This is a genomic window from Streptomyces sichuanensis, from assembly GCF_020328095.1.
GTDB classification, from domain to species: Bacteria; Actinomycetota; Actinomycetes; order Streptomycetales; family Streptomycetaceae; genus Streptomyces; species Streptomyces cinnamoneus.
On record NZ_JAIXMK010000084.1, the window covers coordinates 38,125 to 54,366 of the forward strand.

General features: G+C 69.9%; 18 protein-coding genes. 7 read left to right on the top strand and 11 right to left on the bottom strand.

Annotated elements, in window-relative coordinates; all coding sequences use genetic code 11:
• Positions 1–38: 38 nt before the first annotated feature.
• Genes rplW through rpsJ form a run of 4 tightly spaced genes read right to left on the bottom strand, consistent with a single transcriptional unit; the run spans position 39 to position 1,987 of the window.
• Entirely contained in the window at positions 39–362 is a 324-nt protein-coding gene (gene rplW / locus LE181_RS22660) for a 50S ribosomal protein L23 (protein ID WP_058046827.1), read from the bottom strand.
• Positions 362–1,012 carry a 50S ribosomal protein L4 gene (gene rplD / locus LE181_RS22665; protein WP_225663337.1) on the bottom strand — a complete coding sequence of 217 codons (651 nt, stop codon included), beginning with the start codon at positions 1,010–1,012 and terminating at the stop codon, positions 362–364. Before rplD ends, rplW begins: the two co-directional genes overlap by 1 nt.
• Positions 1,013–1,020: 8 nt before the next feature.
• Complete coding sequence (gene rplC / locus LE181_RS22670) at positions 1,021–1,665, bottom strand: 50S ribosomal protein L3 (RefSeq protein WP_058942728.1); 645 nt, start codon at positions 1,663–1,665, stop codon at positions 1,021–1,023.
• 13 nt (positions 1,666–1,678) lie between these two features.
• Positions 1,679–1,987, bottom strand: a complete 309-nt coding sequence (gene rpsJ, locus LE181_RS22675; RefSeq protein WP_003948644.1) for a 30S ribosomal protein S10 — start codon at positions 1,985–1,987, stop codon at positions 1,679–1,681.
• A 581-nt stretch (positions 1,988–2,568) separates the two neighbouring features.
• Between rpsJ and LE181_RS22680 the strand changes: the two genes are divergently transcribed.
• Both LE181_RS22680 and LE181_RS22685 read left to right on the top strand, forming a co-directional pair.
• Complete coding sequence (locus LE181_RS22680; RefSeq protein WP_225663338.1) at positions 2,569–4,704, top strand: PIG-L family deacetylase; 2,136 nt, start codon at positions 2,569–2,571, stop codon at positions 4,702–4,704.
• Positions 4,705–4,801: 97 nt separating this feature from the next.
• Positions 4,802–5,806, top strand: coding sequence for an ArsR/SmtB family transcription factor (locus tag LE181_RS22685; protein ID WP_225663339.1), 1,005 nt, complete (start codon positions 4,802–4,804; stop codon positions 5,804–5,806).
• Here LE181_RS22685 and LE181_RS22690 read toward each other — a convergent pair.
• The gene (locus LE181_RS22690; protein ID WP_225663340.1) at positions 5,766–7,199 is read right to left on the bottom strand and encodes an SDR family NAD(P)-dependent oxidoreductase; all 1,434 of its coding nucleotides are present in this window, start codon (positions 7,197–7,199) and stop codon (positions 5,766–5,768) included. The two genes, LE181_RS22685 and LE181_RS22690, sit on opposite strands and share 41 nt — an antisense overlap.
• Positions 7,200–7,305: 106 nt before the next feature.
• Between LE181_RS22690 and LE181_RS22695 the strand changes: the two genes are divergently transcribed.
• Positions 7,306–8,163: a metallophosphoesterase family protein gene (locus tag LE181_RS22695; RefSeq protein WP_225663341.1), complete on the top strand. Its 858-nt coding sequence runs from the start codon at positions 7,306–7,308 to the stop codon at positions 8,161–8,163.
• A gap of 92 nt (positions 8,164–8,255) precedes the next feature.
• Here LE181_RS22695 and tuf read toward each other — a convergent pair whose 3' ends face one another.
• The 5 genes from tuf to LE181_RS22720 form a co-directional block, all read right to left on the bottom strand.
• Positions 8,256–9,449, bottom strand: a complete 1,194-nt coding sequence (tuf, locus tag LE181_RS22700; protein WP_225663342.1) for an elongation factor Tu — start codon at positions 9,447–9,449, stop codon at positions 8,256–8,258.
• Between the two features lie 174 nt (positions 9,450–9,623).
• Positions 9,624–11,747 carry an elongation factor G gene (gene fusA / locus LE181_RS22705; protein ID WP_190111591.1) on the bottom strand — a complete coding sequence of 708 codons (2,124 nt, stop codon included), beginning with the start codon at positions 11,745–11,747 and terminating at the stop codon, positions 9,624–9,626.
• 39 nt (positions 11,748–11,786) lie between these two features.
• On the bottom strand, positions 11,787–12,257 hold the full coding sequence (gene rpsG / locus LE181_RS22710; RefSeq protein ID WP_004950419.1) for a 30S ribosomal protein S7: 471 nt from the start codon (positions 12,255–12,257) through the stop codon (positions 11,787–11,789).
• A 2-nt stretch (positions 12,258–12,259) separates the two neighbouring features.
• The gene (gene rpsL, locus LE181_RS22715) at positions 12,260–12,631 is read right to left on the bottom strand and encodes a 30S ribosomal protein S12 (protein ID WP_003948652.1); all 372 of its coding nucleotides are present in this window, start codon (positions 12,629–12,631) and stop codon (positions 12,260–12,262) included.
• Positions 12,632–12,969: 338 nt separating this feature from the next.
• On the bottom strand, positions 12,970–13,416 hold the full coding sequence (locus LE181_RS22720) for a helix-turn-helix transcriptional regulator (RefSeq protein WP_225663343.1): 447 nt from the start codon (positions 13,414–13,416) through the stop codon (positions 12,970–12,972).
• A 328-nt stretch (positions 13,417–13,744) separates the two neighbouring features.
• On the opposite strand from LE181_RS22720, the gene LE181_RS22725 reads away from it, so the two are divergent.
• From LE181_RS22725 to LE181_RS22735, 3 genes are read left to right on the top strand one after another with little or no spacing between them, the layout of a single operon-like run.
• The gene (locus LE181_RS22725; RefSeq protein ID WP_225663344.1) at positions 13,745–14,065 is read left to right on the top strand and encodes a WhiB family transcriptional regulator; all 321 of its coding nucleotides are present in this window, start codon (positions 13,745–13,747) and stop codon (positions 14,063–14,065) included.
• Positions 14,062–14,748 (top strand): hypothetical protein, encoded by a 687-nt coding sequence (locus tag LE181_RS22730; protein WP_225663345.1) that lies wholly within the window; start codon positions 14,062–14,064, stop codon positions 14,746–14,748. Before LE181_RS22725 ends, LE181_RS22730 begins: the two co-directional genes overlap by 4 nt.
• Positions 14,745–14,939, top strand: coding sequence for a hypothetical protein (locus tag LE181_RS22735; protein ID WP_225663346.1), 195 nt, complete (start codon positions 14,745–14,747; stop codon positions 14,937–14,939). The genes LE181_RS22730 and LE181_RS22735 overlap by 4 nt, the downstream gene beginning before the upstream one ends.
• 90 nt (positions 14,940–15,029) lie before the next feature.
• Here the strand turns inward: LE181_RS22735 and LE181_RS22740 are convergent, their stop codons facing one another.
• Positions 15,030–15,299, bottom strand: coding sequence for a hypothetical protein (locus tag LE181_RS22740; protein ID WP_225663347.1), 270 nt, complete (start codon positions 15,297–15,299; stop codon positions 15,030–15,032).
• A gap of 460 nt (positions 15,300–15,759) precedes the next feature.
• Between LE181_RS22740 and LE181_RS22745 the strand changes: the two genes are divergently transcribed.
• On the top strand, positions 15,760–16,242 hold a 483-nt coding region (locus tag LE181_RS22745; RefSeq protein WP_225663348.1), incomplete at its 3' end, for a CHAP domain-containing protein.

The following is a 16,242-nucleotide window of genomic DNA, read 5'->3' on the forward strand; positions in this document are numbered from 1 at the left end:
TCAGTCCTCGTCCGATTCCGGACGACTCGGACTCCTGGTTAGGAGACCGGGCCGCCGAAGATGTCGATACGGTCGCCCTCGGCGAGGGTCACGATGGCGCGCTTGGTGTTGGCGCGCTTGCCGAAACCGGTCTTGGTGCGCTTGCGCTTACCCTGACGGTTGATCGTGTTGACCCCGGTGACCTTGACCGAGAAGACCGCCTCGACGGCCTGCTTGATCTGGGTCTTGTTGGCGCGCGGGTCGACGATGAACGTGTACTTGTTCTCGTCCAGCAGCGCGTAGCTCTTCTCGGAGACGACCGGCTTGACCAGCAGGTCGCGCGGGTCCGAGAAGGTCTTGCTGGTGACGACGGCCTCAGTCATCAGGCCTCGCTCCCTTCGGTCTCAGCGGCCTTGGGGCCAGACACGAAGGACTCGAAGGCGGCCTGGGTGAAGACCACGTCGTCGGAGACGAGCACGTCGTACGTGTTCAGCTGGCCCGGCTCCAGGATGTGCACCTGGGGCAGGTTGCGGGCGGACAGCCACGCGGCCTCGTCGGACCGCTCGGCGACCAGGAGCAGGTTCTTGCGCTCCGAGATCTTGCCGAACAGGGTCTTGGCGGCCTTGGTGGACACCTCACCGTTGACCACGTCGGAGACGACGTGGATACGGCTGTGGCGCGCCCGGTCGGAGAGGGCACCGCGCAGGGCGGCGGCCTTCATCTTCTTGGGGGTGCGCTGCGAGTAGTCACGCGGCACGGGACCGTGCACGACGCCACCACCGGCGAACTGCGGCGCGCGGGTCGAACCCTGACGGGCGCGACCGGTGCCCTTCTGGCGGTAAGGCTTCTTGCCACCACCACGGACCTCGCCACGGGTCTTGGTCTTGTGCGTGCCCTGACGGGCAGCGGCCAGCTGCGCGACGACGACCTGGTGGATCAGCGGAACGCTGACCTTCGCGTCGAAGATCTCCGCGGGGAGCTCGACGGTCCCGGCCTTGTCGCCTGCCGGCGAAAGGATGTCAATGGTGCTCATCGGTTACCTCAGGCCCCCTTGGCCGCGGTACGGACCAGGACGAGGCCGCCGTTCGGACCAGGAACCGCACCCTTGATCAGGAGCAGGCCCTTCTCCGCGTCAACGGCGTGGACGGTCAGGTTCTGGGTGGTGACCCGCTCGTTGCCCATGCGGCCCGCCATGCGGAGGCCCTTGAACACACGGCCCGGGGTGGCGCAGCCACCGATGGAACCGGGGGAGCGGTGCTTGCGCTGGGTGCCGTGACCGGCGCCGAGGCCCTTGAAGTTGTGACGCTTCATGACACCGGCGAAGCCCTTGCCCTTGCTCTTGCCCGTGACGTCAACCTTGACGCCGGACTCGAACACGGCAGCGGTGATCTCCTGGCCGAGCGTGTACTCGCTGGCGTCAGCGGTACGCAGCTCCACCAGGTGGCGGCGCGGGGTGACGTCGGCCTTGGCGAAGTGGCCCTTGAGGGGCTTGTTCACCTTGCGCGGGTCGATCTCGCCGAAGGCGATCTGGACCGACTCGTAGCCGTCGATGTCGTTGGTGCGGACCTGGGTAACGACGCAGGGCCCGGCCTTGACGACGGTCACCGGGACGACACGGTTGTTCTCGTCCCAGACCTGGGTCATGCCGAGCTTCTCGCCCAGGACGCCCTTAATGTTCTTAGCCATCTCGCGCGTCACCTCAGAGCTTGATCTCGATGTCGACGCCCGCCGGCAGGTCGAGGCGCATGAGCGAGTCAACCGTCTTCGGCGTGGGGTCGAGGATGTCGATGAGGCGCTTGTGCGTGCGCATCTCGAAGTGCTCGCGCGAGTCCTTGTACTTGTGCGGCGACTTGATGACGCAGTACACGTTCTTCTCAGTGGGCAGCGGCACCGGGCCCGCGACCGACGCACCAGTGCGGGTCACCGTCTCGACGATCTTCTTCGCCGAGGAGTCGATGACCTCGTGGTCGTAGGCCTTGAGCCGGATGCGGATCTTCTGTCCCGCCATGGCTACTTCGTAGTCCTGTCTCTCGTAACGCTCTGGGACTCGGTGAGCCGCGGTCCGGAAACCTCCCGGAACGCTGCCGTTCTCCGCTCCACCTCCGACCCACGCGGTCGGGCGTGTCGCGCCCCTTCCAGCAAAATTTCCCAAAGGAAATTCCCTGCTCAAGGGGTTCGTGGGGGAAAAGCACCCACCGAGCGCCTGGCTGGGGCCCCGCTGACACTTCCCGGAAGATTCCCGTACTTCCGCCCCTCATAAGGGACGACGAGTACTGCGGGACTCGCTTCCAGTCCTCCCGGCGGGAGGCGCGCAGCATCGACACTCAACCGAGCAACCTGAACAGTGTGCCATACGGTCCGGGAACGGGTCCAATCGTGGCCGAAGACGGTACCCCTAGCGGCGCACTTGTCAAACCACCCCGCCGACATACGGGACACTATGGTCGCCGACGGCCCGGTGTCACGGCAGCATCACTCCCCGGCATGCTGTGACGAGGGCCGGGGCAACCCCTGGGGAGCCCCGGCCGTCCCTCATCACGCTGGGGCAGCCGGAGACTGCGCGCTGCACGACGGGACGGAGTCGCTTAGTTGAAGATCTCACAGCGCAGGGGCATCCCGCGCCGGGCCGTGCTCACCGGCATCGCCGTCACCGCGGCGGTCGGCGCGGCCGGGTGCAGCAGGGCCTTCGGGGGCGCGGACCGGGTCACCTCCTCCCCCCAGGCCATGGGCTCCGTCGGCCTCAGCGCCATGCAGTCCTTCGACACGGCCGGGAACGCCCTGCTGCTGCAGGTCATGGCGCACCCCGACGACGACCTGTTCTTCATGAACCCCGACGCCCGGCACCTGGTCGACGCGGGCGTCCCCGTCGTCTCGGTCTACGTCACCGCCGGCGAGGCCGTCGGACAGAACTGGATCCCGGGCATGCCCCGGCCCAGAGCCGACAAGGCCGGCTACTCCTCGGCCCGCCAGCAGGGCCTGCGCCAGGCGTACGCCGAGATGATCGGCAAGGACAAGTTCACCCCTTGGAAGAAGTCCGTCATGGACCTTCCGGGTGGTGTCCGGGCGGAGACCGACGAGCTCTCCAACGGGCGCCGCAGGGTCCGGCTGGTCTTCCTCAACATCGCCATGCTCTCCCCCGGCAACACCCGGATGCCCCAGCTGTGGGACCGTCCGTACGCCGTCATGCGCTCCATGGTCTCCGCCGGCTCGCCCTGCACCAGCGTGAGCACCTACCGGCACAAGACCCTGGTGGACGTCCTCGCCGCGATCATGGCGAAGTTCCGGCCGACCGTGGTCCACACCATGGACCCCGACCCCGACTACCAGGTCCACGACGCCACCCACCCCAAGGACAACGACTACGGGGCGTGCTCGGACCACCGCGACCACACCCCCACCGCGCTCTTCACCTGGAAGGCGCTCGACCAGTGGGTCGCGGAGGCCACCCGTCGCGAGGGACACCCGCCGCGCTTCGCCGTGAACGCCTTCCGCGGCTACTACAACCAGCGCTGGCCGCACAACCTCCCCCAGCAGCTCGTGGAGGACAAGCACCGCCTCGTCACGGCCTACGGCGGCGACCCCTCCTGGGAGTGCGGCAACGCCGCCGGCTGCGGCGACTACGGCCAGGGCGGCAACCGCCCGCTGGAGAACCGCAAGGGCTGGATCCGCTCCACCCACTACCGCTACCCCGGCGCCCTGGCCGTCGCCGACAGCGACCGCGCCGGCCGTCTGGAAGCCTTCGGCGTGCTCGGCCTGCAGGCCGTGCGCTGGCAGGAGACCTCCCCCGGCAGCGGCCGCTGGGGCCGGCCGCAGAACCTCGGCGGCGGCCCCCTCGCGCCCTCGCTGGCCGCGGTCAAGGACGCCAAGGGGCGCCGGCTGCTCTTCGCCCTGCGCTTCTCCTCCCTCGAAGGCCAGGGCCGCGCCAACAGCCGCGAGATCGTCGTTCTGGAGCAGCGCTCCCCCGGCGGCCCCTTCCAGGGCTGGAGGGGCCTCGGCAACCCGGAGCGCAAGACCGAGCGCGGCCGCCGCGTGGGCCCGCCCGCCGCCGTCGCCACCCCCGACGGCCGGGTCCACCTCTTCGTCCGCAACGCCGGCAAGGGCCTCTCCAGCCGCGTGCGCGAGGCCGACGGCACGTGGGGGAAGTGGCAGAGCCTGCACGGCCAGGAGATCCAGGAGGGCCTCACCGTGGCCCTGGACGACCGGCAGCGCGTCCACGTCTTCGGCGCCGGCCGCGACACCGTCCACCACTGGAGCCAGGAGGCCCCCGGCAAGCCGGTGCGCCACATGCCCCTCGACGGACTGCCCGGGCCCGGCGGCGACCTGATCGGCGCCGCCCTCGGCCCGGACGGGGCACTGACGGTGGTCTACCGCACCCCCACCGCCGCCGAGCCCACCGGCTACCGACTGGAACCGGACGGTTCCACGGTCCGCCGGACGGGGGGCGCGGGGCTGCGCTCCTTCACCGGATACGGCGCCGTCGCGGCGACCACCGTGCCCCGGCGCGGCGGCCGCGACTCCCTGCTGGTGCTGGGCCGCTCGCTGCGCGGCGAGATACAGCTCGTCGACGCCGACGCCGGCGACTCACCCGTACGGCCGTCCCACGACTTCCTGCCGCTGGGCACGTCCTCGCTGGTCACGGACGCCAGCCAGCGGCCGTGCGCCGTGGGCCTGGGCCCGGACGCGACCCCCTGGCTGTGGCGTCCGTCCCCCGGCTCGGGGGTCTGAGTCCCAGGTTCCGGAAAATGGCCGGGGAGGCTTCTCCCCGGCGACTCTCCGGCCGCTCCCACGTTCAGGCGCCGCCGCAGAGGGGCAGGGGCAGACCGTGCGCATTCACTTCACCGGCGTCGACCTCGGCCGCATCCGGGTCTCCGCGGAGCCCGACCTGCTGTGGGAGACGCTGCTGGCCGCCCACATGGTCCAGACGGGCCAGGCGCCCCTGATCTTCGGCGAGTGGCGGAACCGGGTGCGCAGCGGGCTGACCGACCCCATGCGCCGGCTCCTCGCCCTGGCGCCGCCCCGGGGCTACTCCCCCGACTTCCTCACCCCGCCCGAGGCGGCCGGGGGACTGGAGAGCGGCCTGGACGCCATGCTCTCGCTGCCCCGCACCCAGCTGCGCCACGACCTGGAGCTGCTCGCCCCGGACCGGCGCGACCTGCACTTCGTGCGCGCCCTCGCCGGCGGTGAGGCCGCTCCCCTGCAGGCCCTCGGGGACGGCATCACCGCCTTCCACGACATGGCGGTCCGGCCCTACCTGGGCAAGCTGAGCGAGCACATCTCCGCCGACCGGGCCGTCCGCTCGCAGTCGATCCTGCACAGCGGCGGCGAGCACCTGCTGGCCACCCTGCATCCGGCGGTCCGCTGGAACCCACCCGTGCTGGAAGTGGCGATCCCGGGGACCACCGAGGACGTCTACCTGGAGGGGCGCGGGCTTCGGCTCGTGCCCTCCTTCTTTTGCTGGCGCGCCCCCACCGTGCTGCGTGATCCCGAGCTGCCGCCGGTGCTCGTCTACCCGATCGTGCACGACCCCGCCTGGCTGCTCGACGTGCACGGCGACCGCCGGGCGCGGGGCGAGCCGCCGCTGGCCGCGCTGCTCGGCCGCACCCGGGCCGAGGTGCTGGAGGCCACCGCCCGCGGCTGCACCACCAGCGAGCTGGCCCGCCGGGTGCGCATCGCCATGGCCACCGCCAGCCACCACGCCACGGTCCTGCGCGACGCGGGCCTGATCACCACCCACCGGGCCAACGGACGGGCGTACCACACGCTCAGCTTCCTCGGCCGGGAGCTGCTCAACGGGCGACGGCTGATCGCTCCCGACGCAGCGGGGTGAGCCCCAGCCGCTGCAGCAGGACGTCCTCGCCGGGCACCGCCAGCACCTGTACGGGCCGGCCGGCCAGGGTGCGCAGCACGGTCGCGAAGCCCTCGCGCGGGGCGATGGACCGAAAGCCCTGGCGCAGGGCCCGCCGACGGACCGCGGCGTGGGACGCGGCGCCCACCGTGCCCCACCAGCCCCAGTCGACGACCCGTACGGGGAACGGCAGCCGCTGGTCGAGGGCGTGCGCGTAGCTGTCCTGGAAGGCCGAGCCGGCCGCGTAGCCGGCCAGTCCGGCATCACCCAGGAGGGACTGGACGGAGGAGAAGAAGAGGAGGAAGTCCAGCGGCTCGCCGGCGAAGACCTCCGCGAGCGCGACGCTGATGCGGCTCTTGGCGGCGAGGCTGTCGCGCAGCACCGCCTCGTCCAGGCCGCGGACGAGGCCGGGGGTGTGGGAGAGCGCCGAGTGGATCACGCCGTGGACGGGTCCGAAGCGGGCGTGCACGCTGCGCAGGGCGGCGCGCAGGCTCTCGGGGTCGCCGGCGTCCGCCCGCAGGTGGAGCAGGTGCCCGCCGTCCGGGTCGGCTTCGGCGATCTTGCGGCGGAGCTCCTCGCCGGGGGCGGAGCGGCCGAGCAGGACCACCCGGGCGCCGTGGTCGCGGGCCAGGAAGCGGGCCGTCTCCAGGCCGATGCCGCCCGCGCCGCCGGCGATGACGTAGGTGCCGCCGGCGCGGAGGCGGGCCGCGGCCGGGGCGGGCAGGGCGACCGGGTGCAGGGCCGGGACGTGACGGACGCCGCCCCGGTGGGCGGCGTGGGCGCCGCGGACGGCCGGTTCGGCGGTGATGAGGGCGGCCAGGTGCGGCAGGGCCGGGTCGTCGGCGGTGGGCAGGCGCCCGCCGAGGCCCAGGTCGAGGACGGGGGCGCTCCAGTGCCGGTGCTCGCTCTCCAGGACGCGGGCCAGGCCGGCGAGGGAGGCGGCCGCGGGGTTGGCGACGGGGGTGCCGGCGACGGGCCAGGCGTCGTGGGTGACGATCCGCCAGTCCACGGGGCGGGTGGCGGCCACCGGGGCGAGCAGGTCGCGGGCGCAGCGGAAGAGGGCCCGTACGCCCTGTTCCTCGGCGAGCTCCAGGGCGGCGGTGTCCAGGGCTCCGCCGGGGGCCCCCGGGTGTGGGCCGGCGAGGAAGTAGACGGTGCGCGGTACGGCGTCGAGGGGCGCCGACTGCGGGCGGTGGGGAGCCAGTTCGCGGCGTAACACCTCGTCGGAGCGGTGGCGGGCGGCGAGGGCGTCGGCCAGGGGGCGGCCGGCGGGGGTGTGGACGATCAGCACCGGGCCCGGTGGGGTGGTGGCCGGTTCCCCGGGCAGGGGGGCCGGTCGCCAGCTGGTCGTGTAGGTGAACTCCTCGGTCGGCACCCTGTCCTCCGGTGTGATGAATATGCCCGCCGCACGCCGGGCACCAGGGCCTACCGTAAGTTCCGTACCACGCACCACCAATAGCCGACCGCGAGTCTGGGATGCGATGCAGCAGCCGATTACGCCCACCCCCGGCCGACGGCTTCTGGCCGTCAGCGACCTGCACACCGGCATGGCCGACAACGTGCCCATCGCCGACTCACTGCGGCCCGTCACCGACGAGGACTGGCTCATCGTGGCCGGTGACGTGGCCGAGCGCTTCGAGGACGTCGAGCGCACGCTGGCCCTGCTGGCCGGCCGCTTCGCCAAGGTGGTGTGGGCGCCGGGCAACCACGAGCTGTGGACGCCGCGCACGGATCCGGTGGACCTGCGGGGCGAGGCCCGCTACGAGCACCTGGTGAAGACGTGCCGGGGGCTGGGCGTGGTGACGCCGGAGGACCCCTGGCCGGTGTGGGAGGGCGAGGGCGGGCCGGTGGCGGTCGCGCCGCTGTTCACGCTCTACGACTACACGTTCCGCACCGCGACGGCGGCCACCAAGGAGGAGTCGCTGGCCCAGGCCCACGAGGCGGGGATCGTGTGCACGGACGAGTTCCTGCTGCACCCGGAGCCCTACGCGGGCATGGACGACTGGTGCCGGGCGCGGGTGGCGGCGACGGAGGCCCGGCTGGCCGCGCACGACCCGTCCCTGCCGCTGGTGCTGGTCAACCACTGGCCGCTGCTGCGCGAGCCCACCGAGATCATGACGTACCAGGAGTTCGCCCAGTGGTGCGGGACGGTGCTGACGCGGGACTGGCACACGCGGTTCAACACCGCGGCCGTGGTCTACGGCCATCTGCACATCCCGCGCACGACCTTCCACGACGGGGTCCGCTTCGAGGAGGTCTCCATCGGCTATCCGAGGGAGTGGCGGCGGCGCGGCCACCCGAAGGGCCTGCTGCGGCAGATCCTGCCCTACGCCGGCTGAGCCGCGGCAGGGCGGACGGGCCGGGAAAAAGCGAGCGGGCCCCGCACATCCGAGGATGTGCGGGGCCCGCTCAGACCTGCAAGTAAGAGGACTTACTTGACGATCTTGGTGACCTGGCCGGCGCCGACCGTGCGACCACCCTCGCGGATGGTGAAGCGGAGGTTCTCCTCCATGGCGACGGGCTGGATCAGGGAGACGTGCATCTCGGCGTTGTCGCCGGGCATGACCATCTCCGTGCCCTCCTTGAGGGTCACAACACCGGTCACGTCAGTCGTACGGAAGTAGAACTGCGGACGGTAGTTGTTGAAGAACGGGGTGTGGCGGCCGCCCTCGTCCTTGGAGAGGATGTACGCCGTGGCCTCGAACTCGGTGTGCGGGGTAACCGAACCCGGCTTGATGATGCACTGGCCGCGCTCGACGTCCTCGCGCTTGATGCCGCGGAGCAGCAGACCGACGTTCTCACCGGCCTGGCCCTCGTCGAGCAGCTTGCGGAACATCTCGATACCGGTGACCGTGGTGGTGGTCTTCTCGGTCTTGATGCCGATGATGTCGACGGTCTCGTTGACCTTCAGGACACCGCGCTCGATACGACCGGTGACGACGGTGCCACGACCGGTGATCGTGAAGACGTCCTCGATCGGCATCAGGAACGGCTTGTCGGTGTCACGAGCCGGCTGCGGGATGAAGGAGTCGACCTCGGACATGAGGCCGAGAAGCTTCTCGCCCCACTCCTTGTCGCCCTCCAGCGCCTTCAGCGCGGAGACGCGGACGACCGGAGCGTCGTCGCCGTCGAACTCGTACTCGTTGAGGAGCTCACGGACCTCGAGCTCGACGAGCTCCAGGATCTCCTCGTCCTCGACCATGTCGGCCTTGTTCAGGGCGACAACGATCTTCGGCACACCGGACTGGCGGGCCAGGAGCACGTGCTCCTTGGTCTGCGGCATCGGACCGTCGGTCGCGGCGACCACGAGGATCGCGCCGTCCATCTGGGCGGCACCGGTGATCATGTTCTTGATGTAGTCCGCGTGACCCGGGCAGTCGACGTGGGCGTAGTGACGCTGCTCCGTCTGGTACTCGACGTGCGCGATCGAGATCGTGATACCGCGCTGACGCTCCTCGGGCGCCTTGTCGATCTCGTCGAACGGCGTGAAGGGGTTCAGGTCCGGGTACGCGTCGTGCAGCACCTTGGTGATCGCCGCGGTAAGAGTGGTCTTACCGTGGTCGACGTGACCGATGGTGCCGATGTTGACGTGCGGCTTAGTCCGCTCGAACTTCGCCTTCGCCACTGGGGTCCTCCTGTGGAGTGGTTCTGTACGCCTAGATTCGGTCGGCGCCAGGGATCTTTGCTGGGGTGCCGTCCACCGGGGCACCCGCCACAATCCTCACGGTTTGCGGCGGTATGCCCCGACAGTCGGTGTCAAGCCTAAGGCGTGAGCCTCGTCTGTGGAGACGAGAGCCCCTTACTCGCCCTTGGCCTTCGCGATGATCTCCTCGGCGACGTTCCGCGGAACCTCGGCGTAGGAGTCGAACTGCATCGAGTAGCTTGCGCGACCCGACGTCTTGCTGCGGAGGTCTCCGACGTAGCCGAACATCTCCGACAGCGGAACCAGGCCCTTGACGAGCTTGGCGCCGTGGCGGTCCTCCATGGCCTGGATCTGGCCACGGCGGGAGTTGATGTCGCCGATCACGTCGCCCATGTAGTCCTCGGGGGTGGTGACCTCGACCGACATCATCGGCTCCAGCAGAGCCGGCGACGCCTTGCGAGCACCCTCCTTGAACGCCATGGAACCGGCGATCTTGAACGCGAGCTCCGAGGAGTCGACGTCGTGGTAGGCACCGTCGAGCAGCGTCACCTTGACGCCGGTCAGCGGGTAGCCGGCCAGAACACCGAACTCCATGGCCTCCTGGCAACCGGCGTCCACGGACGGGATGTACTCCCGCGGGATGCGGCCACCGGTGACCTTGTTCTCGAACTCGTAACCGTCGCCCTCAAGGGGCTCGATCGCGATCTGCACCTTCGCGAACTGGCCGGAACCACCAGTCTGCTTCTTGTGCGTGTAGTCGATGCGCTCGACGGCCTTGCGGATCGTCTCGCGGTACGCGACCTGCGGCTTGCCGACGTTGGCCTCGACCTTGAACTCACGCTTCATACGGTCGACCAGCACGTCGAGGTGCAGCTCGCCCATACCCGCGATGATGGTCTGGCCCGTCTCCTCGTCCGTGTGGACCTGGAAGGACGGGTCCTCCTCGGCCAGACGCTGGATGGCGACACCCAGCTTCTCCTGGTCGCCCTTGGACTTGGGCTCAATGGCGACCTGGATGACCGGGGCCGGGAAGTCCATCGACTCCAGGATCACCGGCTTGGCCGCGTCGCAGAGGGTCTCACCGGTGGTGGTCTGCTTCAGACCCATGACGGCGACGATGTCACCGGCACCCACCGAGTCGATCTCCTCACGCTTGTTCGCGTGCATCCGGTAGATCTTGCCGATGCGCTCCTTCTTGCCCTTCACGGAGTTCTGCACCTGGGTGCCGGCCTCCATGCGGCCCGAGTAAACCCGGACGAAGGTGAGCTTGCCGAGGTGCGGGTCGCTCATGATCTTGAAGGCAAGACCGGCGAACGGCTCGTCGTCGGACGGCTTGCGCTTCACGACCTCGTCGGCGTTGTTGACCGCGTGGCCCTCAACGGCCTCGATGTCGAGCGGCGACGGCAGGTAGCGCACGACCGCGTCGAGCAGGGGCTGAACGCCCTTGTTCTTGAACGCGGTGCCACAGAACACCGGGGTGACGGTGACGGAGTCGCCGCCGCCCTTCGAGGCGAGAGTGATGCGGCGGATGGCCGCCATCAGCTGCTCCTCGGTGGGCTCCTGGCCCTCCAGGAACAGCTCCATCATCTCTTCGTCGTTCTCGGCAACGCCCTCAAGGAGCTTGCCGCGCCATTCCTCGGCAGCCTCGATGTGCGTGTCCGGGATGTCGACGACGTCGTACATCTCGCCCTTGGCGGCCTCGGCGGACCAGACCAGAGCCTTCATCTGGACGAGGTCGACCACGCCCTTGAAGTCGGCCTCGGTGCCGATCGGCAGCTGCATGACCAGCGGAACCGCGCCCAGGCGGTCGACGATCATGTCGACGCAGCGGTGGAACTCGGCACCCGTACGGTCCAGCTTGTTGACGAAGCAGATGCGCGGCACGCCGTAGCGGTCCGCCTGACGCCAAACGGTCTCGGACTGGGGCTCGACACCGGCAACGCCGTCGAACACCGTCACGGCACCGTCGAGCACGCGCAGGGAGCGCTCCACCTCGACGGTGAAGTCGACGTGACCCGGGGTGTCGATGATGTTGATGGTGTGGTCGACGTTGTCGAGCGGCCAGTGGCAGGTCGTCGCGGCAGACGTGATCGTGATGCCGCGCTCCTGCTCCTGCTCCATCCAGTCCATCGTGGCAGCGCCGTCGTGGACTTCACCGATCTTGTACGAAACACCGGTGTAGAACAGGATCCGCTCGGTGGTGGTCGTCTTGCCCGCGTCGATGTGGGCCATGATCCCGATGTTGCGGACCTTGGCCAGGTCAAGCGAAGTGGTGGCCATATGGCTCAGTCTTCTCTCGGTTCTCGATGGGGGTAGCGACTACCAGCGGTAGTGCGCGAAGGCCTTGTTGGACTCGGCCATCTTGTGCGTGTCCTCACGCTTCTTGACCGAGGCGCCGAGACCGTTCGAGGCGTCCAGCAGCTCGTTCATGAGGCGCTCGGTCATGGTCTTCTCGCGACGGGCGCGGGAGTAACCGACCAGCCAGCGCAGCGCCAGGGTGGAGGCGCGGCCCGGGCGGACCTCGACCGGCACCTGGTAGGTGGCGCCACCGACACGGCGGGACTTGACCTCAAGAGCCGGCTTGACGTTCTCAAGGGCGCGCTTGAGGGTGATGACCGGGTCGTTACCGGTCTTCTCGCGCAGACCCTCCATGGCGCCGTACACGATGCGCTCGGCGGTGGAGCGCTTGCCGTGCAGCAGGATCTTGTTGATCAGCGAGGTGACAAGAGGAGAGCCGTAGACCGGGTCGATGATGACCGGGCGCTTCGGGGCGGGGCCCTTACGAGGCATTCTTACTTCTCCTTCTTGGCGCCGTAGCGGCTGCGAGCCTGCTTGCGGTTCTTGACGCCCTGGGTGTCGAGCGAGCCACGGATGATCTTGTAGCGAACGCCCGGCAGGTCCTTCACACGGCCGCCGCGCACGAGCACGATGGAGTGCTCCTGCAGGTTGTGGCCCTCACCCGGAATGTAAGCGGTGACCTCGATGCCGCTGGTCAGGCGGACACGCGCGACCTTGCGGAGCGCCGAGTTCGGCTTCTTCGGGGTGGTCGTGAAAACACGCGTGCAGACGCCACGGCGCTGGGGCGAACCCTCAAGTGCGGGCGTCTTGTTCTTCTCGACCTTGTCCTGCCGGCCCTTCCGGACCAGCTGCTGGATCGTAGGCACCGTTTCTCCGGTTTCTGTGTGCCGATCACGATAAAACTAACCTGGGAGCGACGGCCGACCCACGCGGTCGGGCGTGTCGAAGACTGCAGACCCCCGCCGATGGCGGATTGGTGCAGATTTCGGCGTCTCCGAGCGTTGAGAACCGCTCGGCTCCGGGCCCCTCGTACGGTTTGAAGGCACGCACGAGAGCCCAGGGACACCCCAGGCACAAGGTCAGAGCGTACCTACCGCATGGGCTGCGGTCAAAACAAATGCACACGCGGAGGACACCCCGATGTGCTGGATATGTCGCAGCTCAGGGCGGCCTCACCGGCCCCCGCCCCGGCTCGCCCGCGCGCCTAGCGTCCGGCGGATACACCCCGATGGGTGCTCCGGGGCTCCTCCGGCCGGGCCCCGCTGACCGCCAGGATCATTTCGGTCATCTCGACGAACTGCCGACGGTAGCTCTCGGGGATACCGAGGGCGTCGGCCGCCTGGCCGGGGGTCACCGGGCCGCTGCCCGCGCTCGCCGCGCCCGGGCGCGCCGCATCCGGCAGCGGCAGGTCCTCCGCCGTCACCTTCCCGGACTGGATCAGCATGTCGCGCAGCGACACGCCGAGCACGCGCGCCAGGGCGCGCATCGTCTCCAGGTCGGGCAGGCTCTGCCGCTGCAGCAGCCGGGTCACCGCCGCGCGGTGCACGCCGGCGTCCTCGGCGAGCCGCGACCGGCCGCCGCCGCGCGGGCTGTCGATGTCGTAACCGCGCTCCCGCATCAGGCCCTCGACCCAGCCCGCGAATCGCTCCATCTCCGAGCCTTTTTCGCCCATAGCACTGCTCCCTCCGCAGCAGAAACCCTACCGTCCGTTCGCGCACGCAATAACCAGAATGCTGCGCGCGAGCGCAACTGGCTAGGGCTGATGGGTAGTTTCCCGCCATTTGGCCGGTGAACAGCGGGTGTCCGGTGTGACAGGGGATACATCTGCGACTTTTGTTGCGCTCGCGCAAGCAAGCTGCGTACTGTTCATTGCGCCACCGCAACAACCGGTGGCCGTACGCCACGCACACGCCCCGGCCCTCCGCAACCCGGGGCGACCGTCCACGCCCGTGTCCCCGAGAGGGAATCCCGACCCGCCCATGCCCGATCCCGCGCTCCGCGCACCCGCCTCCGCCTATCCGCACCCCACCGCCGCCCGCCGCCCCGCCGACTGGCGCACGCACGCCGCCTGCATCGGCCTGCCGGACCACGCCGTCTTCGCACGCCGGCCCAAGGCCGCGCTCCCGGCCCTGCGGGCGTGCGCCGTCTGTCCCGTGCGCCGCTGCTGCCTGGAAGCCGTCGCTCCGCGCGAGAGCTGGTTCGACGGGGTGTGCGCCGGCCGCCTCTGGCGCAACGGCAAGGAGGCCAGGCTGCCGGAAGCGCTGACCGACGACCTCGCACCCCTCATGGAGCAGTCATGACCATCGCGAACGTGACCGGCGCAAACACGACCGGCTCCCGGCGCCCCGACCGCGCCGGGGTCTGGCTGGGCATCCTGCTGCGCCAGTTCCCGGAGCTGGGCCGGGAGCTCGCCCCCAGCCGGACCGCGCGCCCCGCCCTCGCCCCCGGCGGCCGCGGGAGCCGGACGGCACCGGCGGCACCCATCCGCCTCTTCATCTCCGACACCGTCCGCGACATCACGGACGGCGTGGTGGAGCTGGAGGAGGCCGTCTGCGACAAGCTGCGCCTGCCCCGGCCGCCCCGCGGCACGGTGGAAGCGCGCCTGACCCGCCTGATCGCGGCGCTGGACCGCATTTCCGGCGACCCGGACCTGGCCGAGCACGTACGGGCCGAGGCCCGCCGCATGGCCCGCCGCTGCTCCCTCGCCCTCGGCGACGCCGAGACGCCGGTGCGCGTGCGCGGCCGCTGCCCGCACTGCGACTCGGTGTCACTGCGGGTCTTCCCCCACCGCGAGACCGTGCTCTGCGTGAACCCCGGCTGCTGCTGCGAGGACCCGGCCTGCGCCTGCCGCACGGACGCCCGGCACCGCCACGCGTGGGTCCGCTCCGAGTGGCGCCGGCTCGCGGAGGCGACGGACGGCGACCTGACGGAAATGGCGGCTGCCCAGGACGAGGCGGCCCAGGACGAGGAGATGCCCCGATGACGCTGGTGACGGCGGCGATAGCCGCACAGGAGACGGCGGTCGTGCCCGACACGATCCGCAAGTGGGTCCAGCTGGGCCACCTCACGCCGGCGGGCCGGCGGGGGCGGGCGAACCTCTTCCGGCTGGAGGATGTCTTCGCCGCCGAGCGCGCCACGCGCCGGACGCACGAACTGCGTCGCGCGGAGAGCTGACCGCTCCCCTATATATACGCACGTGTGCCCCGCGGCCTCTCCCGGCCGCGGGGCACACGTGCGTTCTGCTCAGTGATCAGATGCCGGCGATCAGATGTCGGCGCCGCTGGACGGCATGCGGTACACCTGGGCGCCCCGTGCGCTGGTGGGCTCCTCCCCCAGGGCCTCGATCGCCTCCTGCCAGCCGCTGACGAACCCGCCGACCTCGGCGTCGGCGACGGCCTTGACGGCTATCTTCCCCACGACGGCCGTCAGCGCCCGGGCGACCTCGTCGGTGAAGACACCGGCCTGGCCCGATTCGGCGGCAACCTCCACGGTGGCGGCCACGACGTCCTGGAGCCGCTCCTGGTGCGCGCTCACCGCGCCACACCCCCGCACACAACGACTACCTCACCCATGGCGCCCCCCCCGGTGCTTTCCGCCGAATCATTACCCCTCCGTGGCACCTCCAGTGCATCTGTCGTGAGATACCCGGGAGTGTGCGCGATCGCCCATTAATCTATCCCCCCGCTGTGACACCTGAAGGCCCGAGGGGCAGGCGTTCGGCGGCACCCTCGACAGCCCTCTGATTGCGGGCTCGAAACTTCTTGTTGCGCTCGCGCGCGTTCTCGTTCACAATAGATGCAGCGGCGGAGCTGTGCCCACGACAAGGGCGCGGCCTCCGCCGCTTCGCGTTGAGCACACGCCGGTACGCCGGCCCGAAGCAACGACGGCCCCCGCCGCAACGACGGGGGCCGTTCGCATGCCCGGACGTGACCGTGCGGCCGCCCGACGCATTTCAGAGAACCCACCGACCCCCTTATGGAGGGGCGTATACGCGATGGCTAATACCGCAGCAGCAATTCTGGCCGAGGCGGCCAAGCACATCGGATACAAGGAGGGGCCGGACAACGACAACATGTTCGGCCGCTGGTACCCGATGAATCACGCGCCGTGGTGCGCGATGTTCGTGTCCTACTGCGCCTGGAAGACGGACAACGACGACATCATCCCGAAGTACGCGTCCTGCGAGCTCGGCGTGGCCTGGTTCAAGGCCCGCGGCCTGTGGAGCGAGAAGCCGTCCGTCGGCGCGATCGTCTTCTACGGCCCCGGTGGCGGTACTCACACGGAAATCGTCGAGTCCTTCACCGACACGCACATCATCACCATCGGCGGCAACACCAACGACAACGGGTCCGCCAACGGCGACGGCGTCTACCGCCGGACCCGTCTCCGTCACGACGACTACATCTACGGCTACGGCCTCCCCAAGTACAAGGAAGATGACGACATGCCCAAGCGCGTGAGCCTTGCCCGCAAGACC